The following is a 25,737-nucleotide window of genomic DNA, read 5'->3' as shown; positions in this document are numbered from 1 at the left end:
GGTCGGCCTCAGCGCGTGAGGAGAGACGATGATCAAGCCGTTCGCCTCGTCGGCGGATCTCGGTGAGAAGCGGCAGTCCCTTGAGGTGCTGGCGGAAGGCGTCTACGCGCTCACCGCCGAGGGCGACCCCAACGTGGGCGCGATCGAGGGCGAGGACTTCCTGGTCTGCTTCGAGGCGCTGGCCACGCCCACGGCCGCCGGCGACTGGCTGGCCAGGCTGCGCGAGCACACCGGCAAACCGGTCAGATACCTCGTGCTCTCGCACTACCACGCGGTCCGCGTGCTGGGCGCCTCGGCGTTCGGCGCGGACGTCATCGTGGCCCACGACAAGACCCGCGAGCTGATCGCCGAGCGCGGCGAGCAGGACTGGGCCAGCGAGTACGCCCGGATGCCCCGCCTGTTCAAGGACCCCGGCTCGATCCCCGGCCTGACCCGGCCCACCGCCACGTTCAGCGACACCTTCACCATCGATCTCGGCGGCGGCAGGGGCGACCTGGTGCTGGCCCACTGCGGGCGCGGCCACACCGAGGGCGACCTGGTGGCCTGGCTGCCCGAACGGCGCATCCTGTTCGCCGGCGACCTGGTGGAGTCACAGGCCGCGCTCTACACCGGCGACGCCTTCCACCGCGAATGGGCGTCCGGCACGCTCGACCGCGTCGCCTCGTTCGGGGCCGAGACGCTGGTCGGCGGCAGGGGAGCGGTGGCCCACGGCAAGGCCGCGGTCGAGGCGGCCATCGCCCAGAGCCGCGACTTCCTCACCGTGATGCTGCGCGAGGTCGGGGCGGCGGGCGGGCTGAAGGAGGCGTTCGAGCGCACCCACCGGGCCCTGCGGCCGCGCTACGGCGGCTGGCCCATCTTCGAGCACTGCCTGCCCTTCAACGTCTCCCGCCTCTGGGACGAGCTCCACGGCGTCGAACGGCCGCGCGTCTGGACCGCCGAGCGCGACCGCGAAGTGTGGGACGAGCTCCAGTCATGAGGCCCGCAGAGTCCGTGCCGCAGGTCGTCGTCGTCGGCGCGGGCCCCGTCGGCCAGACCGCCGCGTTGCTGCTGGCCCGCTGGGGCATCCGGGTGCTGGTGCTCGACCGGCGGCGGGCCCGCGACGGCGGCGGCTCGAAGTCGATCTGCCAGCAGCGCGACGTGCTCGACATCTGGGCCGCGGCGGGCGCGGGCCGGGTGGCGGAGGAGGGGCTGGCCTGGACCACGGCCCGTACGTACTACCGCGACCGCGAGCTGTTCTCCTGGTCCTTCGACGGCCAGGGCCCGCTGCCGCCGTGCGTGAACATCTCCCAGGCCCGCACCGAGCAGCTGCTCGACGAGGTCATCGCCGACCAGCCGCTCATCGAGGTGCGCTGGGGCCACGAGGTCACCGGGCTGGTCCAGGACCCGGCCGGGGTCGAGGTGCAGTGCGGGCAGCGGCTGCTGCGCGCCCCCTATGTGCTGGTCTGCGCGGGGGCGCGGGCCCAGCAGGTACGCCGGTCGCTCGGCGTCTCCTTCGACGGCGAGGCGTTCGACGACCAGTTCCTGATCTGCGACATCCGGGCGGATCTGCCGGGCTGGGAGAACGAACGGCGCTTCTACTTCGACCCCGTGTGGAACCCGGGCCGGCAGGTCCTCATCCATCCCTGCCCGAACGGGACGTACCGGATCGACTGGCAGATCGCACCAGACTTCATCCCAACAGAAGCCGATATTTCGCAGAAAATCCGGCAAATCATCGGGGAACAGCCGTACGAGCTGATCTGGCACAGCACGTACCGGTTCCACTCGCGCATCGCCTCGCGGATGCGGGTCGGACGGGTGCTGCTGGCGGGCGACTGCGCCCATCTGGTGGCGCCCTTTGGGGCCAGGGGGCTCAACTCGGGCGTGCCCGACGCCGAGAACGCGGCCTGGAAGCTCGCCTTCGCGCTCAACGGCTGGGCCGGGCCCGAGCTGCTGGAGTCGTACCACGCCGAGCGGCACGCGGCGGCGCGGGAGAACCTGGAGGTGACCGCCGCCACCATGCGCTTCCTCGCGCCCAGGACGGACCGGGACCGGGCCAGGCGGCGGGAGGTGCTGGAGGGCGGCCTGATCGCCGAGGTGGACTCCGGGCGCTTCGCCGAGCCCTACTGGTACGTGGACTCGCCGCTCACCACGCCCGAGCCGGGCCGGCCGTTCGGGGGGCGTCCGCCGAAGGGCGCGCTGTGCGAGCCGGCCCCCGGAGTGATCCTGCCGGACGTGCCGCTGGCGAAGGGCAGACTGCGCGAGTTCTGCCGGGACGGTTTCCTCGTTCTGTTGGGCGATATGTGCGATTCGAGTTTGTTTGTGCAGGTCCTGGGCAAGGTCATTACGGCACCGCTCGCCGTCCGCGAGCTCACGGAGATGGATGCGACCGGCTCGCTCGCCGAAAGACTCGGTGCGCGGCCGGATGAAGCATGGGTGATCAGGCCAGATGCCCACATCGCCGCGATCATTCCCCGCGGGGGGCCGGACGAGGTCGCGGCCGCCGTGAGCCGCGCCTGCGGCTCTCCTCGCCCTGAGCCCTAGGAGGACTGCGTGACCGGCCGTAGCTCGTTTCTGATCGTCGCGAACCGCTTGCCGGTCGATCGCACGATCGAGCCAGACGGAACGGCCTCGTGGCGCAGGAGCCCGGGGGGGCTCGTGACGGCCATAGCGCCCGTGATGAAGCGCCGCCACGGCGCCTGGGCCGGTTGGCACGGCGCGCCGGACGAGAAGCTCGAACCGTTCGAGCAGGACGGCATGAGCCTCATCCCCATCCCGCTGTCGGCCCGCGAGGTCGAGCTCTACTACGAGGGTTTCTCCAACGCCACGCTCTGGCCGCTCTACCACGACGTGGTGGCGCCGCCGGTGTTCGAGCGGGAGATGTGGGAGACCTATCGTTCGGTCAACGAGCGCTTCGCCGCGGCCGCCGCCGAGGCCGCCGAGGAGGGGGCCGTCGTCTGGGTGCAGGACTACCAGCTCCAGCTCGTGCCCGCGATGCTCCGGCGGCTCCGGCCCGACCTGCGGATCGGCTTCTTCCTGCACATCCCGTTCCCGCCGGTCGAGCTGTTCTGGCGGCTGCCCTGGCGCAAGGAGCTGGTCGAGGGGCTGCTCGGCGCCGACCTGGTCGGCTTCCAGCTGCCCGGGGGCGCCTCGAACTTCCGCCGGTTGTGCCGGCGGCTGCTCGGGCTGCCGTACAAGGGGAACGAGATCTTCCTCGACGACCGGGTGGTGACCACGCAGGCGTTCCCGATCTCGGTGGACTTCGGGCAGCTCGACTCGCTGGTGCGCGAGCCGCACGTCGTGGCGCGGGCCAAGGAGATCAGGGGCGAGCTGGGCGATCCCGAGCACGTGCTGCTCGGCGTGGACCGGCTCGACTACACCAAGGGCATCGGCCAGCGTCTGGAGGCGTTCGGCGAGCTGCTCAAGGACGGCAGCCTGCGCCCGAACGAGGCGGTCTTCGTGCAGATCGCCACCCCGAGCCGCGAGCGCGTGGACGAGTACCGCAAGCTGCGCGACGACATCGAGCTGCAGGTGGGCCGGATCAACGGCGAGCACGCCCAGATCGGGGTGCAGCCGATCCAGTACTTCCACCAGTCCTACGGCCACGACGAGCTGGCCGCGCTCTACCTGGCGGCCGACGTCATGGTCGTCACGCCCCTGCGCGACGGGATGAACCTGGTGGCCAAGGAGTACATCTCCTGCCACCACGATTTGCAGGGCGGGCTGGTGCTCAGCGAGTTCACCGGGGCGGCCGACGAGCTGCGGCAGGCGTACCTGGTGAACCCGTACGACATCGAGGACGTCAAGCGGCAGATGCTCGCCGCCATGCGGGCCACGCCGCACGAGCTGGCCCGGCGGATGCGCACGATGCGCCGCCGGGTGGCCACCTACGACGTGGACCGCTGGGCGAGCGAGTTCCTCAGTGCCCTTGAGTCACCTGCTTCACAGACTTCCACGCGTCGTAGCGCTTCTTGGCGGTCCGGTTGACCACGATCTGCGCCACGGACATCCCGACGCCGGTGAGGATCGCGTAACCGATCGCCTCACCCATGCTGACCTCGGGCGAGTCGTCGTCGAGGGGCGGCTCCTTGCCGGTCGCCTTGACCCAGACGAACCCGAGGAGCTTCCTCATCCCCCACGCGGTCGCCATGCCCACCAGACCACCGATGACGCGCCAGGCGATGTCGGGTTTGTCCTCCGCCATGCCAACTCCCTTCCCCTATGTAACGAACACTAGTCTCTAACGCTGGCCGGCCCCCCGAAGCCGTACCATAAGGAGGCATGACTCAACAGCGACTACGCCATGCATCCATGCCGGAAAAGCCGACCCTCGACGGCTTGGAGCAGGTATGGGTAGCTCGCTGGCAGGAGGAGGGCACCTACCGCTTCGACCGGTCCAAGCCGCGCGAGCAGGTCTACTCCATCGACACGCCGCCGCCGACCGTGTCCGGCTCCCTCCACGTCGGTCATGTCTTCTCCTTCACCCACACCGACATCATGGCCCGCTACCAGCGGATGATCGGCAAGTCGGTGTTCTACCCCATCGGCTGGGACGACAACGGCCTGCCTACCGAACGGCGGGTGCAGAACGTCTACGGGGTGCGCTGCGATCCGTCGCTGCCGTACGATCCCGACTTCGTTCCACCGGACAAGCCGGGCAAACGTGAGATCTCCATTTCGCGGCGCAACTTCGTCGAGCTGTGTCACCAGCTCACCGCCATCGACGAGAAGGCGTTCGAGGAGGTCTGGCGCCGGGTCGGCCTGTCGGTCGACTGGAACCTGCTCTACACCACGATCAGCGACGAGTCGCAGGCGGTCTCCCAGCGGGCGTTCCTGCGCAACCTCGGCCGCGGCGAGGCCTACCTCGCCGAGGCGCCCACGCTGTGGGACGTCACCTACCGCACCGCGGTGGCCCAGGCCGAGCTGGAGGACCGCGAGTGGCCCGGCGCCTTCCACCGCATCTCCTTCTACGGCGAACGCGGGCCGATCTGGATCGAGACGACCAGGCCCGAGCTGATCCCGGCCTGCGTCGCCCTGGTCGCCCACCCCGACGACGAGCGCTACAAGCCGCTGTTCGGCACGTCCGCGCTCACGCCGCTGTTCGGCGTCGAGGTGCCGATCCTGGCCCACCACCTGGCCGAGCCCGACAAGGGGTCCGGCATCGCGATGATCTGCACGTTCGGCGACGTCACCGACGTCACCTGGTGGCGTGAGCTGCACCTGCCCACCCGGCCGGTCATCGGCTGGGACGGCCGGCTGCTGCCCGAGCCGCCCGACGGCGTGGAGCCGGAGCCGTACAAGGAGCTGGCCGGCAAGACCGTCCACAGCGCGCGCGAGCGCATCGTGGAGCTGCTGCGCGAGTCCGGCGACCTCGACGGCGACCCGCGTCCGGTGCAGCGCCCGGTGAAGTTCTACGAGCGCGGCGACAAGCCGCTGGAGATCGTCACCACCCGCCAGTGGTACATCCGCAACGGCGGGCGCGAGCAGGCGCTGCGCGCCCGGCTGCTGGAGCGCGGCAGCGAGCTGGTCTGGCACCCGCCGCACATGCGGGTGCGCTACGACAACTGGGTCGAGGGCCTGACCAGCGACTGGCTGATCTCCCGCCAGCGCTTCTTCGGCGTGCCGTTCCCGGTGTGGTATCCGCTGGACGAGGCCGGCAACCCGGTCCACGACGCGCCGATCCTGCCCGCCGAGGAGTCGCTGCCCGTCGACCCGTCCTCCGACGTGCCGCCCGGCTACACCGAGGAGCAGCGGGGCGTGCCCGGCGGGTTCATGGCCGACCCCGACGTCATGGACACCTGGGCGACCTCGTCCCTGACGCCGCAGATCGCCGGCCGCTGGGCGAGCGACGACGACCTCTACCGGCGCGTGTCCCCCTACGACCTGCGGCCGCAGGCGCACGAGATCATCCGCACCTGGCTGTTCTCGACGGTGGTCCGCTCCCACCTGGAGTTCGACGCCCTGCCGTGGAGCGACGTGGCCATCTCCGGCTGGATCCTCGACCCCGACCGCAAGAAGATGTCCAAGTCCAAGGGCAACGTGGTCACCCCGCTCGACCTGCTGGAGCAGCACGGCTCCGACGCCGTCCGCTACTGGGCGGCGAACGGCCGCTACGGCGTGGACACCACGTTCGACGTGGGCCAGCTCAAGATCGGGCGGCGGCTGGCGATCAAGATCCTCAACGCCTCGAAGTTCGTGCTCGGGCTGGCCGGCAGCGAGGGCGAGGTCACCGAGCCGGTCGACCTGTCGATGCTCGCCGCCCTGTCCGACATGGCCCGCGAGGCCACGCAGGCGTTCGAGTCCTACGACCACACCCGGGCGCTGGAGGCCGTCGAGCGGTTCTTCTGGTCCTTCTGCGACGACTACCTGGAGCTGGTCAAGGCGCGGGCGTACGAGTCCGGGCCGGCCGCCGCCTCGGCGCACGCGGCGCTGCGTCAGGCGCTCGACGTGCTGCTGCGGCTGTTCGCGCCGGTGCTGCCGTTCGTGACCGAGGAGGTCTGGTCCTGGTGGCGCGAGGGCTCGGTCCACCGCGCCGCCTGGCCGGCTCCCGAGCGCGGCACGGGCGACCCGGCGGTGCTGACCGTGGCCTCGGAGGTGCTGCGGCGGATGCGCAAGGCCAAGTCGGAGGCCAAGTTGTCGATGCGGGCCGAGGTGTCCAGGCTGACCGTCTCGGGGCCGGAGGCCGATCTCGTCCGGCAGGCCCAGGACGACCTGTGCGCGGCGGGCGTCGTCGAGGAGTTCGTCCTCGACGGCGGCGACGTGTTGACCGTCGAGGTGCACCTGGGCTGAGGCGTGGCCGTCCGTGACGGGCGGTGAGGGCCGCCTCCCTCGCCGTCCGTCCGGCATCCCGGCGTTTTATCGGTGCGCATCCCCGGCCCGGACGTGCCAGTCTTGAACACGTGCAGATCGACCGCCCCACCACACTCGTACCGCCCGTGCTGGCCAAGATGGCCGCATGGTGCGGGTGCCTGATCCTCGTCGGCGTGGTCGTCTACTTCTTCGTCCAGGCGATCGCCCGGCTCACCTTCGTGGCGCTGCCCGTGGCGATCGCCCTGCTGCTGACCGCGCTGCTGTTCCCGCTGACCAAGAGCCTGCGGCGGGCGGGCCTGCGGCCCATCTACGCCACCTGGCTGACCATGCTGGTCGCGCTGGCCGTCCTGGCCGGCACCGGCTGGCTGGTCGGGGCGCGGGCCAGCGAAGAGTTCCCCAACCTGGTCACGCAGGTGCAGGCCACCGCGCGCTCGGTCCAGGAGTGGCTGATCACCGGCCCGCTGCACCTGAAGCAGGCCCAGATCACCGGCTACGTCGACGAGATCGCCACGATGGTCAACGCCCAGCGCACCGCCATCACCGGCACGGTGTTGTCGGCCAGCGCCGTCGCGATCGAGGTGCTCGCGTCCATCGTGCTGCTGCTGTTCGTGACGTTCTTCCTGCTCAAGGACGGCGACCGCATCTGGTCGTGGTTCCTGCGCGCCTTCGGCTCGATGTCGCCGCGGGTCGACCGGGCGGGCCGGGCGGCCTGGACCACGCTGTCCCACTACGTCCAGGGCACCGTGGCCGTGGCCGCCGTGCACGGCCTCATCATGGGCATCGTGCTGGCCGGCATGGGGGTGCCGCTGTGGGCGCCGCTGGCGGTGCTGATCTTCTTCGCCAGCTTCATCCCCATCGTCGGCATCTTCTTCGCCGGCACCGTCGCCACCCTCGTCACCCTCGGCGCCAAGGGCCTGGTCTACGCGCTGATCTTCCTGGGCATCCTCATCGTCGAGCAGCAGTTGGAGAACCACGTGCTCCAGCCGCTGATCGTGGGCAGGGCGCTCAACTTCCACCCGCTGGCGATCATCCTGGTGCTGTCGGTCGGCGGCATCCTGGCGGGCATCGCGGGAGCGGCCGTGGCCGTGCCGGTCGCGGCGGTGATCTACCGGGCGTTGCCGGAGCTGCGCCACAAACCGCCCGCCCTGCCGCCACCGCCCCACCACGGGCCACCGGCGGGGGAACCGCCGTCCGGAGGCGCCCCTCCCGCCGGCGAGCCCCCGTCCGGGGGCGCGGGTCCCGGGGAAGGGCCGCCGTTCGAGGTCGTGCGTCCGGCGGAGTAGCCGCCCGCGGCGGGGTGACGTGGGGCTGGCCGGGTGGTTCCGATCCGGTGTCGAGGGCGAGCCCGGGGGCCGCAGCGAGTAACCTCGTCACCCGTGACGCGTTCCTCCCTCACCACCCCGCCGCCGGACGCCTCGGCGCCCGCGGCCCATCCCGGCGCCCCGGCGCCGGGCAGCTCCCTCGGCTCCCACTACAGCCGCTGCTTCGGCTGCGGCGACGACCACCCGACCGGCCTGCACCTGAAGGCGGTCACGCCCGACGGCGTCACGGTCGAGGCCGAGTTCACCGTGGGGGAGGCCCACCAGGGCGCGCCGATGCTCGCCCACGGCGGCGTGCTGGCCGCCGCGATGGACGAGGTCATCGGAATGTCCGTCTACCTGTTCCACAAGCCCTATGTGACGGCCCGGCTGGAGACCGACTACCTTCTCCCCGTTCCCGTGGGCACGACACTCCACCTGCGCGCCTGGTGCAACGGGATCACGGGCAGGAAGGCGTACCTTGAGGCTGAGGGGCGCGTCGGCGCCCCCGACGGACCGGTCGCCGTCCGCGCGGCGGCGCTGTTCATCGAGGTGAGCATGGAACACTTCGCTGAGCACGGCGACCTCGCGGCCATCGCCGCCGAACACCAGGACTTCGAGGTGAACCCGTGAGCGACGTGGAGGTCCTCATCCAGCGGCTCGACACCGGGCTGCCGGTGCCGTCCTACGCCCACCCGGGCGACGCCGGCGCCGACCTCTACGCGGCCGAGGACGTCGAGCTGCTGCCCGGCGAGCGGGCCGTGGTCGGCACCGGTGTGGCGATCGCGCTGCCCGACGGCTACGCCGCGTTCGTGCACCCGCGCTCCGGCCTGGCGGCCCGCCACGGCGTCACGCTCGTCAACGCCCCCGGCACGGTCGACGCGGGCTACCGGGGCGAGATCAAGGTGACGCTGATCAACACCGACGCCAAGGAGCCGTTCCGCCTCCAGCGAGGCGACCGGGTGGCCCAGCTCGTGGTCCAGCGGGTCGAACGCGCGGCCTTCTACGAGGTCGAACGCCTGCCCGGCTCGGTGCGCGGCGCCAACGGATTCGGATCGACGGGCCGCTGAAGCGGCCGGCCCGAAGCAAGCCTGGGGCTCCGGCCCCGCGAACAGGGAGAGTGAGGAACGTGTTCCGACGTCGTCGTCGTGATCAGCCGGAAGCGGTGGCCGAGCAGGAGTCGGCGGCCCCCACCCGTGAGTCCGGCCCGTGGGACGCCGACGAGCCCCACCCCGACACGGACAGGATCGACCTCGGCGGCCTGCGGCTGCCGCACAACCCCGACTTCGACGTGCGCCTGGCCTCGCTCGGCGACCAGCACGTCGGCGTCGTCGTCCTGTACGAGGACAGCTCGCTGCAGCTCCAGGCCCTGGCCGCGCCGCGCTCGGCCGGCCTGTGGGACGAGGTCAGGGCCAAGATCGTCGCCCAGGCCAAGACCCTGGAGGAGCGGCAGGGCCCGTTCGGCGTCGAGCTGGCCGGCGAGGTCGCCATGGAGGACGGCAACCGGGCGGCCCGCTACATCGGCATCGACGGCCCGCGCTGGTTCCTCCTGGCCGCCATCACCGGCCCCGGCGCCCTCGACGAGCGCGTCTGCGGGGCGTTCATCGACTTCGTCAAGGACGTCGTGGTCGTGCGCGGCAACGAGCCGATGGCCCGCGAGGAGCCCATCACGCTGAGCCGTCCGCACGAGCGGCAGGCCGTCGAGCAGGACGAACGCCCGGCGTTCAGCCCCTTCAAGCGCGGCCCGGAAATCAGCGAGACCCGCTGAGCGTTGTCTCTCCGGGCCCCGCGCCCGGCCCAGCCCGGCGACATTCCCAAGACCCCCATCGGCTATTCGCTGACGGCTTACCATCACATAGGCTGAACCATCATGAGTACGGCAGAGCCTCCGAAACGCGGGGGATTGCGCGGCTTCTTCAGCCGGCTGGCCACGACCCAGTCGGAGATCGAGGCCCAGGAACTGCGGGAAGACGCCGACGAGGTCGGCGCGACGCCCATCGTGTCGTGTGGCGGGCGCCGCAGGTTCTGTGTAGCGGGTACGCTACGTACGGTGACATTGCGTCCGAGGGGCGGCGCCCCCGCCCTGGAGGCCGAGCTGTACGACGGGTCCGACGTGATCGACCTGGTGTGGCTCGGCCGCCGCAAGATCGTCGGCATCGAGCCGGGCCGCACGGTCAAGGCCGAGGGCCTGGTCAGCATGCAGGACGGGCGCAAGGTGATGTTCAATCCGCGATACGAACTGCGCCCAGGGAGTTGATCAGGTGAGTGCTGAGGCGGAAGAGGCCGCGCACGAGACCGTCGAGGCGGCGGTGCGAGCCCAGCTCGCCAAGGCCTTCGGCGGCGTCCGCGGCATCATCGAGGCCGCGGTGCCGACCATCGCCTTCACGGTCTCGTGGATCGTCACCGAAGACCTGAAGACGTCGCTCATCGTCAGCATCTCGCTCGCGGTGCTGCTCCTGCTGGTCAGGGTGGTCCAGCGGTCCACGCCGCAGTTCGTGATCAACAGCCTGATCGGCATCGCGATCGGCGCGTTCTTCGCCAGCCGCACCGGCAACGCGAAAGACTACTTCCTGCCCGGCATCCTGTGGAACGGCGCGTACTCGCTGGGCATGTTGGTGTCCATCGTCACCCGCTGGCCGGTCGTCGGGTTCCTCATCGGCTCGGTCACCAACGACCCGGTGGGCTGGCACAGAGACGCGGGCGTCGTCCGCCTCTGCACGCGGCTGACCTGGCTGCTCATGGTGCCGTGCGTGGTGCGGGTGGCCGTGCAGGGCCCGGTCTACCTGTTCGGCGGCGGTGACGAGGCGGTGGCCGCGCTCGGCTTCGCCAAGATCGTGATGGGCTGGCCCCTGCAGGTGGCGGCCCTGGCCGCGATGCTCTGGCTGCTCGGCCGCGGCCGCACCCCCATCAAGCCCCCGGTCGCCCCGGCCTGACCCGTGCCGGAGCACGGGCGGGGCGTCCCGCCGCCTGGGGGTCTCGTCGCGGACGACCTCGACCGTCTGCCTGAGCTGCCCGCGCGTACGGAGCTGATCGACGGGAGGCTGGTCTTCGCGGGCCCCCAGTCGTCCTTCCGCTCGACCGCGGTCGATCTGCTCGTCGCCGGCCTTCGCCGGGCCGTCCCCTCGGAGTTCCGGGTGCGGCGGGGGATGAGCGTCGTTCTGGGCGCCCGCCAGCGCCCGCAGCCGGACGTCAGCGTGGTCAGGGCGGGCGCGGTGCGTGACGACGGGGGCGAGACCTTCTACCTCGCCCAGGATCTGCTGCTGGTCGCCGAGGTCGTCCCGGCGGAGTCCCGGGACCGTAAGGCGGCTCTCTATGCGGCGGCCGGGATCCCGCACTTCTGGCGGGTCGAGGACGACGGCGGCGAGCCCGTCGTATACGTCTACGAGCGCGACCCCGCCACCCGTGCCTACGCGCTCACCGGCATCCACCACGACAGGCTCAAGCTGGCCATCCCCTTCGACCTGGACGTCGACCTGAGCCGGATCCATCGCCTCTGACCCCTTGACCCGCCATGATCAAGTGCGTCAACCCGGGCCGGAGCCGGCCCGCCAGGTCGGGAACCCATTGCCGGCGGGCCGGTGGGGGCGTCCGGAGGAGACCGCCCGGCTGGTGCGCCGGCTCCTCATGGACCAGGCCGCCCGGATCACGGGCCAGGTCGTCGACTCCGAGGACGGCTTCCGCCGCTGGGACGGCGCTGCGGGCGGAACTGGAGGGGGCGCGGGAGGTCGGGGGGCGTGGGAGCCTGGGTGGGGTGAGGGGGAATGTGGTGGGCTGGGTGGTGGCGCGGGTGTGGAAGGCGCTGGGCGGGCGGCTTCGCTGGCGGGTGTTGTGGCTGACCCATGCCACCTTCATGGTCGGCGTCACCGGCCTCGTCCGCGACCCCGACGGCCGGGTGCTCGTGCTGCGTCACCGTCTGTGGCAGGAAGGGCGGCAGTGGGGCTTCCCCACCGGGTTCGCCAGGCGGGGCGAGACGTTCGAGGGCACGGTCGAGCGCGAGGTGTACGAGGAGACCGGCCTGCGCGTGCGCACCGGCCGGCTGCTGCGGGTGCGCAGCGGGTTCGGGCTGCGGGCGGAGGTGGCCTACGAGGCCCTGCTCGTCGGCGGCACGCTCAGGATCGACCCGCTGGAGATCCTCGAAGCCCGCTGGGTGACCGCCGACGACCTCCCCGAGGGCCTGCAGGCCGCCCACCGCGACCTGCTCATCCCGAGTACGCCCACCCCGACCACCGACTGACCGCGACCACGATCACCGGCCCTTCGGGCGGCCGCCGGCGGTACTGGTCGTACTTGTCGGCCAGCGCCCGCAGGGCGGCGTCGTGGCCGCCCTCGCGCACGGTCGCCGTGCCGTCGGCGCGCGCCCACCACAGTCTGGCCCAGTCGTCCTCGTAGTGGTCGGCGAGCAGGCTGACCCGCGGGTTCGCCCGGATGTCGCGCAGCCGCGCCAGGTCGTGGGTGCTCTTCGGTTTGTGGTCGACGGCGGTGACCACGTCGTCGCCGAGGACGGCGAAGGTGACGGGCACCACGCGCGGCACCCCGGCCGCGTCGGCCGTCGCCAGGCGGGCGACGCGGGCGCCCTCGAACAACGACCGGGCGCGGCCGGCGTCCATGACCGGGCTCAGCGCTGCGAGAGCAGGCGGGCGAGCTCCTCCTCGACCTCCTGGCTGGCCACGAACAGCAGCTCGTCGCCGGCCTCCAGGGGGTCGTCGGCGGTCGGCACCAGCACCCGGCCCTCGCGCAGGATCGCCACCAGCGCGGAGTCGACCGGCCACGGCACCGACCCGGCGCGCTGGCCCACCACCGGGGCGTCGTCGGCCAGCGTCAGCTCGACCAGGTTGGCCTGGCCCTGGCGGAAGGTCATCAGCCGCACCAGGTCGCCGACGCTGACCGCCTCCTCCACCAGCGCGCTCAGCAGCCGCGGCGTCGAGACGGCGACGTCGACGCCCCATGACTCGTTGAACAGCCACTCGTTGTTGGGGTGGTTGATGCGGGCCACCACGCGCGGCACGCCGTACTCGGTCTTGGCCAGCAGCGACACCACGAGGTTGACCTTGTCGTCGCCGGAGGAGGCCACCACGACGTGGCAGTTGCCGAGCCCGGCCTCGTCGAGCGAGGCGATCTCGCACGCGTCGGCGAGCAGCCACTCGGCGCGCGGCACGCTGTCGATCTTGATCGCGCGCGGGTCGACGTCGATGAGCAGGACCTCGTGGCCGTTCTCCAGCAGCTCGGCGGCGATGGAACGGCCCACGGCGCCCGCGCCGGCGATGGCGATGCGCATCAGTCGTCCTGTTCCGGCGCCGCGGCGAGCACCTTGTTGATCCGGTCCATGTCGTTCTCGGCCGCGATGACATGGAGCAGGTCGCCCTCCTGCACCACGGTCTCGTCCGTGATGGTCAGGGCCTCGCCCATGCGGTTGATGAAGGCCACCCGGGCGTGGGCCCGGCTCTCCAGGTCGACGACGCGGGTGGCGATCCAGGCCGGGTTGGCGGACACCTCGGCCAGCACGACCGTGCCCGTGGGGTCGCGCCACAGCGGCTCGGCGCCCTCGGGGAGGATGCGGCGCAGGATCTGGTCGGCCGTCCAGCGGACGGTGGCCACCGTGGGGATGCCCAGCCGCTGGTAGACCTCGGCCCGCCGGGGGTCGTAGATGCGGGCCACCACGTTGTCGACGCCGAACGTCTCGCGGGCCACCCGCGCGGAGATGATGTTGGAGTTGTCGCCGCTGGAGACGGCGACGTAGGCGGCCGCCGACTCGATGCCGGCCTCGGTGAGCACGTCGCGATCGAAGCCGACGCCGGTCACCCGCCGCCCCCGGAACCCCGCGCGCAGGCGGCGGAACGCCTGCGGGTCACGGTCGATGATGGCGACGGAATGGCCGCTGTCCTCGAGGATGTGGGCGAGGGTCGAACCGACCCTGCCGCATCCCATGATCACAATATGCATACTCCCCCGCACTTCGCGGTCGGCCGGTTGCTCGACACCAGTATGGCCCGATGGGGGAGCGCCGCGTTTAGGGCATCGGCATGCGGCTAGCATCTCGTTACGTGGCGAAGGTAACGGATCTTGTCAAACGCGTGCTCGTGGGACGTGCCCTGCGAAGCGGGCAGCTCCATGAGCAACTCCTGCCCAAACGCATCGCCCTGCCGGTCTTCGCCAGTGACGCGCTGTCCTCGGTGGCCTACGCACCGCAGGAGATTCTGGTCATCCTGTCGCTGGCGGGCGTCTCGTTCTATTCCTACAGCCCGTGGATCGCCGTCGCCGTCGTGGTGGTGATGCTCACGGTCGTGGCGTCGTACCGGCAGAACGTGCACGCCTATCCGAGCGGCGGCGGCGACTACGAGGTGGCCACCACCAACCTCGGCAAGAACGCGGGGCTCACCGTCGCCAGCGCCCTCATGGTCGACTACGTGCTGACCGTCGCCGTGTCGGTGGCCAACGGCGTCGACTACGTCGGCGCGACCATCCCGTTCGTGGCCGAGCACCGGCCCGCGATCGCCATCATCATCGTGATCCTGCTCACCGTGGTCAACCTGCGCGGCATCCGCGAGTCCGGCGCCGCCTTCGCCGTCCCCACGTACGCGTTCATGTTCGCGGTGATCGGCCTGGTCGCCTGGGGCGGCATCCGGCTGCTGGTGTTCGGCGACGAGTTGCACGCGCCCAGCGCCGGGTTCACCATCCGGCCCGAGCAGACGAACCTGGCCTCCTTCGCCGCGGCCTTCCTGATCCTGCGCGCCTTCTCCTCCGGCTGCGCCGCGCTGACCGGCGTCGAGGCCATCAGCAACGGCGTGCCCGCCTTCCGCAAGCCCAAGAGCAAGAACGCCGCCACGACGCTGCTCATGATGGGCCTGGTCGCGATCACCATGTTCGGCGGCATCATCGCGCTCGGCCTCGCCTCGGGCGTGCGGGTGGCCGAGCCGAGCGTCGTCGCCCACGACCTGCTCAGGCCCGACGGCACCCCGGTCGGCGAGGGCTACTACCAGCAGCCGATCATCTCGCAGGTGGCCGACGCGGTGTTCGGCGGCGGCTCGCTGCCGTTCGTGGTGATCTCCGCGGTGACCGCGCTCATCCTGTTCCTTGCCGCGAACACCGCCTTCAACGGCTTCCCCGTGCTCGGCTCGATCCTCGCCCAGGACCGCTACCTGCCGCGCCAGCTCCACACCCGCGGCGACCGGCTGGCCTTCTCCAACGGCATCATCATCCTGGCCCTCGGCGCCTGCCTGCTGCTGTGGGGCTTCCAGGCCGACGTCAGCCGCCTGCTCAACCTCTACATCGTCGGCGTGTTCGTCTCCTTCACGCTCAGCCAGACCGGCATGGTCATCCACTGGACCCGTCATCTGAGGACGGAGACCGACCGCCAGATCCGCCACCAGATGCACCGCTCCCGCGTGATCAACTTCTTCGGCGCCATCATGACCGGCCTGGTGCTGATCGTCGTGCTGCTGACCAAGTTCCTGGTCGGGGCGTGGATCGTGGTGATCGCGATGCCGGTGCTGTTCCTCATGATGAAGGGCATCCGCCGCCACTACGACAAGGTCGCGGCCGAGCTGGAGATCACCGACGACTACGAGCCCGCCATGCTGCCGGCCCGCAACCACGCGATCGTGCTGGTCTCCAAGATCCACAAGCCGACCATGCGGGCGCTCGCCTACGCCCGCGCCACCCGGCCCTCCTCGCTGGAGGCGATCACGGTCGGCGTCGAGGGCGAGGAGGCGCGCCAGCTGCAGGAGGAGTGGGAGCGGCGCGGCATCCCGGTGCCGCTCAAGATGCTCGACTCGCCCTACCGCGAGATCACCCAGCCCATCCTCGACTACGTCAAGACCCTGCGCCGCCGCTCGCCGCGCGACGTGGTCACCGTCTTCATCCCCGAGTACGTCGTCGGCCACTGGTGGGAGCACCTGCTGCACAACCAGAGCGCGCTGCGGCTGAAGGCCAGGCTGCTGTTCAAGCCGGGCGTCATGGTGACCAGCGTGCCCTGGCAGCTCCACTCCTCCGACCGGCTCAAGGGCCGGCCCGAGCCGTACGCGCCGGGCGCGGTGCGCCGCCCCTGGCACCAGACCGTCAAGGACGAGGGGCAGATCAAGGCGCGCTGACCAGCGCCCGCAGCCGCCACGTGTCGGACGCCGTCCAGCCCCGCGGCGCGGCGACGGCGGCCCACCCGTCCACGATGTTGGCGCCGTAGCGGTGGCCGTGGCCGGGCGGCACGGACATCGCCGCCGTCATGTCCACCAGCACCTGCCAGAACGTCACCAGCGGGAACCAGTTCATCTGCGGGTTCACCCCGGGCCCCCGCGTGCCCTCCAGCCAGGCGGGCCGGTGGTAGATCAGCGTGGGCGACCACCACACGACCGGGTCGGTGGCGTTCTGCAGGTAGACCACGCGTGGGGAGAGCCACGGGCTCCGGGGACGCCACAGGTCGGTCGGGTACTGGGCGAAGCGCGCCGTCCTGCCGCCCTGGTAGACCGGCCGCCAGACGGGGGTGCCGGGGTCGCGGTGGGTGGTGAGGCGGTCCCAGATGTGGTTGGCGTTGGGCGGGCCGACGAACAGCGCGCCGTCAGTCCGGGCGACCAGGTCGGTCAGGTCGCGGAAGGCGTTCTCCAGCTCGTAGGAGCCGAGGCTCTCGCCGGCGACCAGCAGCCGGGGGCGGTGGCCGGGCGGGAGCCGGTCCCACCTGGCGCGCACCGCCTCGAACAGGGCCCGCCCTGCGGCCGCCGCCTTGTGCCGGTCGGCCAGGAACGACACCCAGCTCGGCAGGTAGGAGTACTGCACCGCGACCATGGCGGTGTCGCCGTTGTACATGAACTCCAGCGAGTCGGCGATGTGCTGGTCGACCCAGCCGGTGCCGGTGGTGCCGAGCACCGCGAGCACCGGGCGGCCGAAGCCGCCCGTCCGTTCCAGCTCCCGTACGGCCACCGCGGCCTGCTGGCGGGGTGAGGAGGTGGCGCCGAGGCCGACGTACACGCGGATGGGCTCGGTCGCCGGCCGGCCGGAGAAGGCGGTCAGCTCGGCGACCGTGGAGGCGGTGCCGGTGAAGCGGCGGCCCTCGCGGCCCAGGGTGTCCCAGGGCACCAGCGACCCCGGCCCGCCGGACACCTTGGCCGAGCCCGGCCTGCGCACGCCCGGATGGGTGCCCTCGTTGGTGACCGAGGAGACGTCGCTCATCGTGTTGAGGAACCCCGAGAACAGCACGTCGTCGGCGAACACCGCGACCACCGAGGCGACGATCAGCACGCCGGCGATGTGCCCCACGTAGGCGGGGACGTACCGGTCGAGCCAGTCGATCAGCTTGCGCCCGGCCAGGCGGACGAGACGGGCCAGCAGCAGGCACAGCACGAAGAGCGTGACCGCCACCGCCAGGATCACCGGCGGGAACCAGGTGATCCGGGTGTCCATGCCCATGAGCGCCCGCACGTCGCGCTGCCAGTCGATGCTGTACCAGAGGGCCACGACGGTCAGCCCCGAGCAGCCGCCGACCATGATCTGCCAGGCGGCCCGCCGCCCCCGCTCCGGCAGCCGGTACGGGATCGCCGCCCGCCCCAGCGCGCCTGCCGCGGCCCCCACGCCGTAGCCGAGGATGCCGGTGACCGCGCCCATCACACCCTGGAACAGCCACGTGCGCGGCAGCAGCGAGGGCGTCAGCGAGGCGCAGGCGAACAGCACGGCCAGCAGCGTGCCCCCGAATCCGAGCCGCCGGCGCACCACCCGACTTCTGTCCATCATCACCCACAGTAGTGACTCAAGTCCGGAAAGTGGGCGTCCGGGGCGCCGGGCGGGGCACGAGGACGTCGCCCGTGGCGGCTCACCATAGGGTGGGGGTGTGGAACAGGCATCTCTGGAGCTGACGGTCGGTCCGGTCGCGCATGGCGGCTGGTGTGTGGCACGCCATGAAGGGCGGGTGGTCTTCGTCCGGCACGCGCTGCCCGGCGAACGGGTGATCGCCGACGTGACCGAGGAGACCAGCCGGTTCTTGCGCGCCGACGCCGTGGAGATCCTGGAGCCCTCGCCCGACCGCGTCGTCCCGCCCTGCCAGTACGCCGGCCCCGGCCGCTGCGGCGGCTGCGACTGGCAGCACGCCACGCTCGAGGCGCAGCGCCGGCTCAAGGCCCAGGTCGTGGCCGAGCAGCTGCACCGGCTGGCGGGCATCGAGCGCGAGGTCGTCGTGGAGGAGGTGCCCGGCGCGAAGGACGGGCTCGGCTGGCGCACCCGCGTGCAGTTCGCCGCCACGCCCGCCGGCGAGCTGGGCTTCCGCCGGCACCGCTCGCACGAGATCGAGGTCGTCGACGCCTGCCTGATCGCCCACCCCGAGGTCGAGGCGGTCGCCGCCGAAGACCACGAGTGGCCCGGCGCGGCCGGCATCGAGGTCATCGCCTCCGCCGGCGGCGACCGTGCCGTGGTGGTCTCGCCGCGCCCGCGGCGCAGCGTGAGCGTGCCCGAGCTCGACGCGCCCGCCTCGATCCTGCTCGACCAGGGCAAGGGCCGCACGGTGCCGCGCCGCGGCTCCGGCGTGCTCCACGAGCACGTGGGCGACCGCGAGTTCCGGGTCGCGGGCAGCGGCTTCTGGCAGGTGCACCCGGGGGCGGCCGAGACGCTGCTCGACGCGGTGCTGGCCTACGCCGCGCCAGAGCCGGGGGAGTGGGCGCTCGACCTCTACTGCGGGGTCGGCCTGTTCGCGGCCGGGCTGGCCGAGGCGGTCGGGCCGGAGGGCGCGGTGTTCGGGCTGGAGTCCGACGCGGCGGCCGTCCGCGACGCCCGCGCCAACCTGCGCGACCTGCCGCAGGCCAGGGTCGAGCGGGGCCGGGTCGAGGAGGCGCTCGACCGGTTCCAGATCGAGCGCGCCGACCTCGTGGTGGTCGACCCGCCGCGGTCGGGCCTCGGGCGCGAGGTGGTGGAGCGCGTCGCGGGGCTGGAGGCGCTGCGCATCGTCTACGTCTCCTGCGACCCGGCGACGCTGGCCAGAGACCTCAAGTGGCTGGGCGAGCTGGGCTACGAGCTGACCGACCTGCGCGCCTTCGACGCCTTCCCGATGACCCACCACGTCGAGTGCGTGGCGCTGCTGGTGAGGCGCTGAAGGCGTGACCTCATCGTGACGGTTTGCCGGAACCCCGGGCGGGTGAAGCTGTCTATCGTGCATCCATGGTCGCCTCCGGAGGCGCGGGCCGTCCAGGATCGGACAGGCCGCCGATGACGCCGCTGACGATGAGCCATCGGCATCTGCCCGGCGTGACCGTGATCGAGGTGTGCGGTGAGGTCGACGCCACCAACCACGCGCGATTACGGGAGCACGTCCGGCAGGCCAGGGCGCGTCCGGCCGATCACGTGGTGTTCGACCTGAGCGCGATGACGTTCATGGACAGCTCGGGGCTGCACGCCCTGCTCGCCTGCCACCAGGAGGCGCGCACGCACGACGCGCGGGTCTACCTCGCGGCCCCGCAGGGCGCCCCCGCCCGGCTGCTGGAGATCACCGGGGTCGACGCGCACCTGCCGGTCTACCCCACGGCCGACGCCGCCGTGGCCGCCGCCGCGGCCGATCCGCCCGGCTGAGCCTTTGGTCACGCCCGCCCAGACCAAGGACGGACGCGCCGCGCGGGCAGGCGTCCCTAGCGTCGGGGCATGACGCAAACCACCCTCGCCGGGCGCGTTCAGGAGGTCGACGCCGTCCGCGGGTTCGCGCTGGCGGGCATCCTGGTCGCGAACATCGGCTTCCTGGCCGACCCGGGATATGCGCTGTCGGGCGCCATGCCCATCCCCGACGGGCCCGTGGCTCTGGCGATCACGGCCTTCGTGCTGACGAAGTTCTACATCATCTTCTCGTTCCTGTTCGGGTACTCCTTCACGCTGCAGATGCGGGCGGCCGAGCGGGCGGGGGCGAGCGTACGGGCCAGGACGTTGCGCCGCTGCCTGGCCCTGTTCGTCATCGGGCTGGCCCACGGCCTGCTGCTGTGGATCGGCGACATCCTCACCCTGTACGCCGCGCTCGGCGTGGTCCTGCTGGCCCTGCGCGGGCTCAGACCCAGGACGGCCGTCATCGCCGGCTCCTCGATCATCGGCGCGCTGACCCTGCTCTGGCTGGCCCTCGCCTGGCTGTCCACCCTCGACCCGGCCGCCGGGCAGCCCGTCGCGGCCGACCCGGCGGCGGCCGCCCGCGTGCTGGGCCTGGCCACCGGCGGTCCGCTGGACTTCCTGACGATGCAGACCGAGCTCTATCCGCCGCTCGTGGCCATGATCTGGCTCTTCCAGGGGCCGACCGCGCTGGCCATGTTCCTGTTCGGGCTCGCGGCCGGCAAGTCCAGGCTGCTGGAGGACGTCGGGCGCCGGCCCCGCCTGCTGTCCCGCGTCCAGTGGGCCGGCTTCGGCGTCGGCCTGCCCGGCGGCCTGCTGTACGCCTGGACGTCCGGCCGGACCGGCGCGGTCGAGCTGCTCGGCGGCGCGGTCAACACGCTCACCTCGATCCTGCTGGCCGCCGCCTACGTCGCCACCCTGCTCCGGCTGATCGGCCGCTTCCCGGCGGCGGGCCGCGTCCTGGCCGCGCCGGGACGGGTGGCCGCCTCCAACTACGTCGGCCAGTCGCTGCTCATCGCCCTGGTCTTCACCGGGTACGGCCTCGCGCTCGCGGGTAGGCTGTCGCCGATCGCGGTGATGGGCGTCGCCCTGGTGATCTACACGGTGCTCGTGTGGGCGAGCGCACGCTGGCTGCGCACCCACCGCCACGGCCCGGTGGAGTACGTGCTGCGCCGGGTCACCAACTGGCGCTGAGGTCACTGGCGCCGAGGTCAGAGCCAGCCCATGCGCTGGGCGGTGCGGATCGCCTCCAGCCGGTTCTGGGCGTTGAGCTTGGTCATGGCGCTGGACAGGTAGTTGCGCACCGTGCCCTCGGTGAGGTGGAGCTCGCCGGCGATCCTGGAGATCGTCGCCCCGTCGCCCGCCAGGCGCAGCGCGTCGCGCTCCCGTTCGGTCAGCGGGCTGTCGCCGGCGGCCATCGCGGCGGCGGCCAGCTCGGCGTCCAGGTAACGGCCGCCGGCCATGACCTTGCGGATCGCCATCGCCAGCTCCTCGGCGGAGGCGTCCTTGCCCAGGAAGCCGCTCACGCCGGCGGCCATCGCCCTGCGCAGGTAGCCGGGGCGGCCCAGGCTGGTCAGGATGACGATCTTGCACTGCGCGCTGATCCGCTCGGCGGCGCTCAGGCCGTCCATGCCGGGCATCTCGATGTCCAGCACGGCCACGTCGGGGCGGTGTTCGGCGACCGCGTCCACGACCTCGTCGCCCCGGCCCACCTGGGCCACGACCTCGATGCCGTCCTCCAGGTCGAGCAGGGCGGCGATCGCGCCGCGGATCAGGTGCTCGTCGTCGGCGAGCAGCACGCGGGTGGTCATGCCGGCACCGCCGCGCGCAGCAGGTAGCCGCCGTCGGACGTCGGCTCGGCCCGCAGCACGCCGCCCGCCGCGCCGACCCGTTCGGCCAGGCCCGCCAGCCCGTTGGCCGCGTGCTCGCCCACCGGGCCGCTCACCCCGTCGTTGGACATCTCCAGGACCCCGTTCTCGATCGTGATCGTGCAGCGTTCGGCCTTGCTGTGCTTGAGCACGTTGGTGGCGCCCTCGCGGACGACGGTGGCGAGCAGGGTGCGCGCCTCCGGGGCCAGCGCCGTGGTGTCGGCCCGTACCGTGCAGCGGACCTCGGCCGCCTCCAGCACCGCCCGGACGCTAGACAGCACCTCGTCCAGGTCGAGCGCCCGGTAGTTCTGCACCACGGCCCGCACCTCGCGCAGCGACCGCCTGGCCAGGTCGCGCACCTCGAACATGGCCCGCTCGGCGGCGGCCGGGTCACCGGGCAGCGAGTCGGCGGCGCGGGCGGTCCTGGCCGAGACGTCGGCGAGGCTCTGCCCGAGCAGGTCGTTGAGGTCACGGGCGAAGCGCAGCCGTTCCTCCGAGACGGCCAGCCTCGACCTGGCCTCCTGCCCTTCGTGCGCCTCCTTGGCCACCCGCCACAACCACAGGTTCGCCAGCACGCCGCCCACGCCGATCCCGGTGAACACGGTCAGGACCGCGACCGCCGACAACATCTCCACGGGCAGGCCCATGGTCAGCGCGAGCACGAGGACGAGGACGGCGATCCAGCCGACCGACAACGTGACGATCGTCCGGCGGCGGACGAAGGGGGCCAGCATCGCCAGCCACACCGGCACGGTGTACAGGATCGTGCCGGCCGCGAGGACCAGGGCGAGCACCCCGGAGACGGCCAGCAGCGCCGTCGGGCGGGGGCCGCCGCGCACGGCGATCCGGAACGGCCGCGTGGCCAGCGCCATGAAGACCAGCAGCAGCACGCCGGCGGCCACGAACACCTGCCGGGGCAGATCGACGCTCTGCCCGAGGAGGTACAGGTTGTAGAAGCCGGTCGCGGACACCAGCAGGATGATGTCGGTGGAGTAGACGATCAGCCAGCGGACCTTGTCCAGCCGGGTCGGCCGCCTCACGCGGGCACCGCCGCGCGCAGCAGGAACTCGCCGGTGGGCGTCGGGGCGGCCGAGAGCGAGCCGCCCGCCGTGGTCAGGCGCTCCGACAGGCCGCGCAGGCCGCTGCCCGGGGCCGCGTAGAGGTCTTTCACGCCGTCGTTGCGCATCTCCAGCACGCCGCCCTCGATCGTGATCGCGCAGGTGGTGGCCGAGCTGTGCTTGAGCACGTTCGTGCCGCCCTCGCGCACGACCCACGCCAGCAGCGCGCGCCCGGCGGGGGACAGGTCGCCGGCCCTGGTCTCGATCAGGCAGCGGGCGCCGGCCGCCTCCAGCGCCGTCCGTACGCCGGCCAGCTCGGTGTCCAGGTCGAGCGTGTGGTAGCCGTCGACGGCCAGTTGCACCTCGGCCAGCGAGCCGTGGGCCAGCCTGCGCACCTCGTCCATCTCGGCGAGGGCCCTGGCCTGGTCCTTGGTCGACAACTTGGCCGCCAGCTCGCTCTTCAGCGTGATCACCGACAGGCTGCGGCCGAGCAGGTCGTGCAGGTCGCGGGCGAAGCGCAGGCGCTCCTCGGCGATGGCCAGGCGCGCCTTGGCCTCCTGGCCGTCGTTGGCGTCCCTGATCGTCCACCACAGCCAGCGCCACAGCAGCATGGCCGCGACCATGAGCGCGCAACTGGCCGCCTCGGGGATCAGCGTGCCGGCCCAGGACCGGTCGGTGATCAGCACGACGTACGCGCTGACCAGGACGGTCACGGCGGCGCCCAGGCAGGCCGTGGCCCACAGCGGCAGGTAGAACGCGACCACCGACACCCACAGGACGCCGGTCTCCAGCCAGGTGGCCGTGCTCGCCATCTCGTCGTGCGGCAGCAGCAGCACCGAGCCGGCCGCGCACACCCCGGACAGCAGCAGCTTCGCCGTGGGCCGCGGGCGGTCGTCGAAGGCGGCCCGCAGCATGGAGGGGAACAGCGTGAACTGGCCCGCCAGGAAGGCGATCGCGAGCAGCGCCTGCGGGACGCCCATCAGGCCGCGCGTGGTGTAGATGAGGACGAGGGCCACGAACACCAGGCCCAGGAGGGTGATCATGGCGTCCATCCAGTAGATGAGGATCTTGCGCGCGCTCTCGGCACGGCTCGCCATCGTCTCCCCCACCCCCTGGATTCGGAGAAAATCCTATGTCAGGAGTGGGTCTTCCAGAGAATGCGGGATATTTCCGGTTTGGGGGATGCGCCGCGCAGCGACAACCAGGCCAGCCCGTGCCGGACGGCGTACTCCGACAACTTGCGGGCCTCCGCCCCGTCCAGATCGCCGGCCCTGGCGAGCACCGGGGTCAGGGCGAGCCGCTCCCACACCTGATCCTCGCCGGGCAGACCGTTGGCCCGCGCGAGCTGCCCGGCCGCCGCCCGCACGGCCGATCCCAGCCTGCGCAGCCGTCCCTGAGACCCGGTACGCGGCTCCATCTCGGCCAGCAGCTCGACGGCGTCCACCCGGACGCCCTCCCGCCGGGTCGCGCGCAGCACCGCCAGGTCGGCCGCGTCGAGCCCGTCCGGTGTCAGGCGCAGGGTGAAGAAGACCCGCAGCGGCCGTTCCCCTTGCAGGGCGCGCAGCGCCCGTGCCCTGCGCAGCGCGGCGGCCGTGCCGGCGTCGCGGATCTCGAACCCCGCCGCGGCGGCCCCGAACGCGCCGACCGCCTTGCGGTAGGCGGTGGCCAGGCCACCTGACCTGGTGCACGTGACGGCCGGGTCGTCCCCGCCGGGCCCGCCGAACACCGGGAAGGCGTCGCCGCCCGCCGCCCGCAGCCGCCCGAGCCCGGCGGCCACCGGGTCGCCTTCGGGCCGCGGCGGCCCGGCCCACCGGACGAGGCAGCCGTCGCCGTCCGCGACGAGATGGCCGAGCGCGTACCGGGCGACGCCGGTGCCGCGCGACTCGGCCGCCAGGTCGAACCCCGGGTCGCGGGCGGTGTCGACGAACCCCACGAACGAACCCGGCGGCCGCTGGACCGCCACCGGCCGCTCCGGCGGCGCGAAGCGGGCGGGGGCGGCGCGGGACGGCGGCGCGGGCTCGGCGCCCGCGGGCAACATCCGGATCGCCAGGCCCGTGGCTCCGGCGAGCACGAGCGCGGCGAGCACCGCCAGCGGGCGGGGGAGCGTGCCGGACTCTCTTGCTTTCCGCGACATATGCCACCCATCGTGATCGATCGGCTACTTTCAGCGGTTGCTGGTGAAGGTAGCAAGCGTTCGCCGGACGGCGCGGGGCTTTTCCGGTCGCCGTCCGATGTGGGCGGATAATGAGCCTCATGAAGCTGCGGATCTTCACCGAGCCCCAGCAGGGCGCCACCTATGACGACCTGCTCGCCGTCGCCCAGGCCGCGGAACGCCTGGGGTTCGACGCCTTCTTCCGGTCCGACCACTACCAGCGCATCGGCCCCGGCGACCCCGGCGCCGGCTCCACCGACGCCTGGGTGACGCTCGGCGCCCTGGCCAGGGAGACCTCCACGATCAGGCTCGGCACGCTGGTGACGCCGGCCACGTTCCGGCTGCCCGGCCCGCTGGCGATCAGCGTGGCCCAGGTCGACCAGATGAGCGGCGGCCGGGTCGAGCTGGGTTTCGGCACCGGCTGGTTCGACGGGGAGCATTCCGCGTACGGCATCCCGTTCCCGCCGCTCGGCGAGCGGTTCGGCCGCTTCGAGGAGCAGCTGGAGATCGTCACCGGCCTGTGGACGGCGAAGGACTCCTACTCCTTCGAGGGCCGCTACTACCGGCTGGTCGACTCGCCGGCGCTGCCCAAGCCGGTCCAGCGGCCCCGGCCGCCGGTGATCATCGGCGGCTTCGGCGCCAAGCGCACGCCCCGGCTGGCGGCCACCTACGCCGACGAGTACAACGTGCCGTTCCGCACCCTGGCCGACACCGGGCAGGCGTTCACGCGGGTGCGGGAGGCGGCCGACGAGGCGGGCCGCGGCCTGATCCTGTCGGCGGCGCAGACCGTCGTCGTGGGCGCCGACCAGGCCGAGATCGAGCGGCGCGCCGCCGCCATCGGCCAGGACCCCGCCCTGCTGCGCGAGGGCGGCCTGTGCGGCACCCCCGACGAGGTGCTGGCCAAGCTGGGCGCCTTCGCCAAGCTCGGGGCCGAGCGGGTCTACCTCCAGGTCCTCGACCTGGCCGACCTGGAGCACCTGGAGCTCATCGCCGCCGAGGTGTTGCCGCACGTGTAATTC

26 protein-coding genes are annotated in these 25,737 nt (G+C 72.2%); 17 read left to right on the top strand and 9 right to left on the bottom strand.

Annotated features, from left to right (window positions below; translation table 11 throughout):
• The first annotated feature begins 28 nt into the window (after window positions 1–28).
• The 3 genes from ABZ459_RS03215 to ABZ459_RS03205 are packed head-to-tail and all read left to right on the top strand — an operon-like array spanning window position 29 to window position 3,966.
• The gene (locus ABZ459_RS03215; RefSeq protein ID WP_357965156.1) at window positions 29–976 is read left to right on the top strand and encodes an MBL fold metallo-hydrolase; all 948 of its coding nucleotides are present in this window, start codon (window positions 29–31) and stop codon (window positions 974–976) included.
• Entirely contained in the window at window positions 973–2,523 is a 1,551-nt protein-coding gene (locus ABZ459_RS03210; protein WP_357965153.1) for an FAD-dependent monooxygenase, read from the top strand. The genes ABZ459_RS03215 and ABZ459_RS03210 overlap by 4 nt, the downstream gene beginning before the upstream one ends.
• Before the next feature lie 9 nt (window positions 2,524–2,532).
• Window positions 2,533–3,966, top strand: coding sequence for a trehalose-6-phosphate synthase (locus tag ABZ459_RS03205; RefSeq protein ID WP_357965150.1), 1,434 nt, complete (start codon window positions 2,533–2,535; stop codon window positions 3,964–3,966).
• On the opposite strand, the gene ABZ459_RS03200 is transcribed toward ABZ459_RS03205, so the two are convergent.
• The gene (locus ABZ459_RS03200) at window positions 3,899–4,183 is read right to left on the bottom strand and encodes a DUF4235 domain-containing protein (RefSeq protein WP_352324039.1); all 285 of its coding nucleotides are present in this window, start codon (window positions 4,181–4,183) and stop codon (window positions 3,899–3,901) included. The two genes, ABZ459_RS03205 and ABZ459_RS03200, sit on opposite strands and share 68 nt — an antisense overlap.
• A 107-nt stretch (window positions 4,184–4,290) precedes the next feature.
• Here ABZ459_RS03200 and valS point away from each other — a divergent pair, with 107 nt between their 5' ends.
• From valS to ABZ459_RS03155, 9 genes are all read left to right on the top strand, one after another.
• Entirely contained in the window at window positions 4,291–6,768 is a 2,478-nt protein-coding gene (valS, locus tag ABZ459_RS03195; RefSeq protein ID WP_357965147.1) for a valine--tRNA ligase, read from the top strand.
• Between the two features lie 110 nt (window positions 6,769–6,878).
• Window positions 6,879–8,072, top strand: a complete 1,194-nt coding sequence (locus ABZ459_RS03190; protein WP_357965144.1) for an AI-2E family transporter — start codon at window positions 6,879–6,881, stop codon at window positions 8,070–8,072.
• Between the two features lie 93 nt (window positions 8,073–8,165).
• Window positions 8,166–8,720: a PaaI family thioesterase gene (locus ABZ459_RS03185; protein WP_357965142.1), complete on the top strand. Its 555-nt coding sequence runs from the start codon at window positions 8,166–8,168 to the stop codon at window positions 8,718–8,720.
• The gene (dut, locus tag ABZ459_RS03180; RefSeq protein ID WP_352324043.1) at window positions 8,717–9,157 is read left to right on the top strand and encodes a dUTP diphosphatase; all 441 of its coding nucleotides are present in this window, start codon (window positions 8,717–8,719) and stop codon (window positions 9,155–9,157) included. The genes ABZ459_RS03185 and dut overlap by 4 nt, the downstream gene beginning before the upstream one ends.
• A 59-nt stretch (window positions 9,158–9,216) precedes the next feature.
• On the top strand, window positions 9,217–9,855 hold the full coding sequence (locus ABZ459_RS03175; RefSeq protein ID WP_357965139.1) for a DUF3710 domain-containing protein: 639 nt from the start codon (window positions 9,217–9,219) through the stop codon (window positions 9,853–9,855).
• 102 nt (window positions 9,856–9,957) lie between these two features.
• A complete protein-coding gene (locus ABZ459_RS03170; RefSeq protein WP_352324045.1) occupies window positions 9,958–10,344 on the top strand; it encodes an OB-fold nucleic acid binding domain-containing protein in 387 nt (128 codons plus the stop codon).
• Between the two features lie 4 nt (window positions 10,345–10,348).
• Window positions 10,349–11,020 carry a DUF3159 domain-containing protein gene (locus ABZ459_RS03165; protein WP_357965137.1) on the top strand — a complete coding sequence of 224 codons (672 nt, stop codon included), beginning with the start codon at window positions 10,349–10,351 and terminating at the stop codon, window positions 11,018–11,020.
• A gap of 3 nt (window positions 11,021–11,023) precedes the next feature.
• A complete protein-coding gene (locus tag ABZ459_RS03160; RefSeq protein WP_357965134.1) occupies window positions 11,024–11,584 on the top strand; it encodes a Uma2 family endonuclease in 561 nt (186 codons plus the stop codon).
• 254 nt (window positions 11,585–11,838) lie between these two features.
• A complete protein-coding gene (locus ABZ459_RS03155; RefSeq protein WP_357965129.1) occupies window positions 11,839–12,321 on the top strand; it encodes an NUDIX domain-containing protein in 483 nt (160 codons plus the stop codon).
• Here ABZ459_RS03155 and ABZ459_RS03150 read toward each other — a convergent pair.
• From ABZ459_RS03150 to ABZ459_RS03140, 3 genes are read right to left on the bottom strand one after another with little or no spacing between them, the layout of a single operon-like run.
• Window positions 12,287–12,694, bottom strand: coding sequence for a TIGR03668 family PPOX class F420-dependent oxidoreductase (locus ABZ459_RS03150; RefSeq protein ID WP_357965126.1), 408 nt, complete (start codon window positions 12,692–12,694; stop codon window positions 12,287–12,289). The genes ABZ459_RS03155 and ABZ459_RS03150 overlap by 35 nt on opposite strands.
• An 8-nt stretch (window positions 12,695–12,702) precedes the next feature.
• Entirely contained in the window at window positions 12,703–13,362 is a 660-nt protein-coding gene (locus ABZ459_RS03145) for a TrkA family potassium uptake protein (protein WP_357965123.1), read from the bottom strand.
• Complete coding sequence (locus tag ABZ459_RS03140) at window positions 13,362–14,027, bottom strand: TrkA family potassium uptake protein (RefSeq protein ID WP_357965120.1); 666 nt, start codon at window positions 14,025–14,027, stop codon at window positions 13,362–13,364. Before ABZ459_RS03140 ends, ABZ459_RS03145 begins: the two co-directional genes overlap by 1 nt.
• Window positions 14,028–14,128: 101 nt before the next feature.
• Between ABZ459_RS03140 and ABZ459_RS03135 the strand changes: the two genes are divergently transcribed.
• A complete protein-coding gene (locus ABZ459_RS03135; protein ID WP_357965118.1) occupies window positions 14,129–16,174 on the top strand; it encodes an APC family permease in 2,046 nt (681 codons plus the stop codon).
• Here ABZ459_RS03135 and ABZ459_RS03130 read toward each other — a convergent pair.
• Window positions 16,161–17,801, bottom strand: coding sequence for an alpha/beta-hydrolase family protein (locus ABZ459_RS03130; protein WP_357965115.1), 1,641 nt, complete (start codon window positions 17,799–17,801; stop codon window positions 16,161–16,163). The genes ABZ459_RS03135 and ABZ459_RS03130 overlap by 14 nt on opposite strands.
• A 97-nt stretch (window positions 17,802–17,898) precedes the next feature.
• Here ABZ459_RS03130 and ABZ459_RS03125 point away from each other — a divergent pair, with 97 nt between their 5' ends.
• From ABZ459_RS03125 to ABZ459_RS03115, 3 genes are all read left to right on the top strand, one after another.
• A complete protein-coding gene (locus ABZ459_RS03125; protein ID WP_357965112.1) occupies window positions 17,899–19,149 on the top strand; it encodes a class I SAM-dependent RNA methyltransferase in 1,251 nt (416 codons plus the stop codon).
• 65 nt (window positions 19,150–19,214) lie between these two features.
• Window positions 19,215–19,622, top strand: a complete 408-nt coding sequence (locus ABZ459_RS03120) for an STAS domain-containing protein (RefSeq protein ID WP_357965109.1) — start codon at window positions 19,215–19,217, stop codon at window positions 19,620–19,622.
• Between the two features lie 69 nt (window positions 19,623–19,691).
• Window positions 19,692–20,834, top strand: a complete 1,143-nt coding sequence (locus tag ABZ459_RS03115) for a DUF418 domain-containing protein (RefSeq protein ID WP_357965106.1) — start codon at window positions 19,692–19,694, stop codon at window positions 20,832–20,834.
• Window positions 20,835–20,851: 17 nt separating this feature from the next.
• Here ABZ459_RS03115 and ABZ459_RS03110 read toward each other — a convergent pair whose 3' ends face one another.
• The 4 genes from ABZ459_RS03110 to ABZ459_RS03095 are packed head-to-tail and all read right to left on the bottom strand — an operon-like array spanning window position 20,852 to window position 24,700.
• Window positions 20,852–21,451 carry a response regulator transcription factor gene (locus tag ABZ459_RS03110; protein ID WP_125646369.1) on the bottom strand — a complete coding sequence of 200 codons (600 nt, stop codon included), beginning with the start codon at window positions 21,449–21,451 and terminating at the stop codon, window positions 20,852–20,854.
• Window positions 21,448–22,548 (bottom strand): histidine kinase, encoded by a 1,101-nt coding sequence (locus ABZ459_RS03105; RefSeq protein ID WP_357965103.1) that lies wholly within the window; start codon window positions 22,546–22,548, stop codon window positions 21,448–21,450. The genes ABZ459_RS03110 and ABZ459_RS03105 overlap by 4 nt, the downstream gene beginning before the upstream one ends.
• On the bottom strand, window positions 22,545–23,663 hold the full coding sequence (locus tag ABZ459_RS03100; RefSeq protein WP_357965101.1) for a histidine kinase: 1,119 nt from the start codon (window positions 23,661–23,663) through the stop codon (window positions 22,545–22,547). The genes ABZ459_RS03105 and ABZ459_RS03100 overlap by 4 nt, the downstream gene beginning before the upstream one ends.
• A 38-nt stretch (window positions 23,664–23,701) precedes the next feature.
• Entirely contained in the window at window positions 23,702–24,700 is a 999-nt protein-coding gene (locus tag ABZ459_RS03095) for a hypothetical protein (RefSeq protein WP_357965098.1), read from the bottom strand.
• 119 nt (window positions 24,701–24,819) lie between these two features.
• On the opposite strand from ABZ459_RS03095, the gene ABZ459_RS03090 reads away from it, so the two are divergent.
• Window positions 24,820–25,734, top strand: a complete 915-nt coding sequence (locus ABZ459_RS03090; protein WP_357965096.1) for an LLM class F420-dependent oxidoreductase — start codon at window positions 24,820–24,822, stop codon at window positions 25,732–25,734.
• The last annotated feature ends 3 nt before the right edge of the window (window positions 25,735–25,737 follow it).

It is taken from the genome of Nonomuraea sp. NPDC005692, assembly GCF_040631115.1.
Lineage (GTDB): Bacteria > Actinomycetota > Actinomycetes > Streptosporangiales > Streptosporangiaceae > Nonomuraea.
This window is presented reverse-complemented; position numbering and strand designations above follow the sequence as displayed.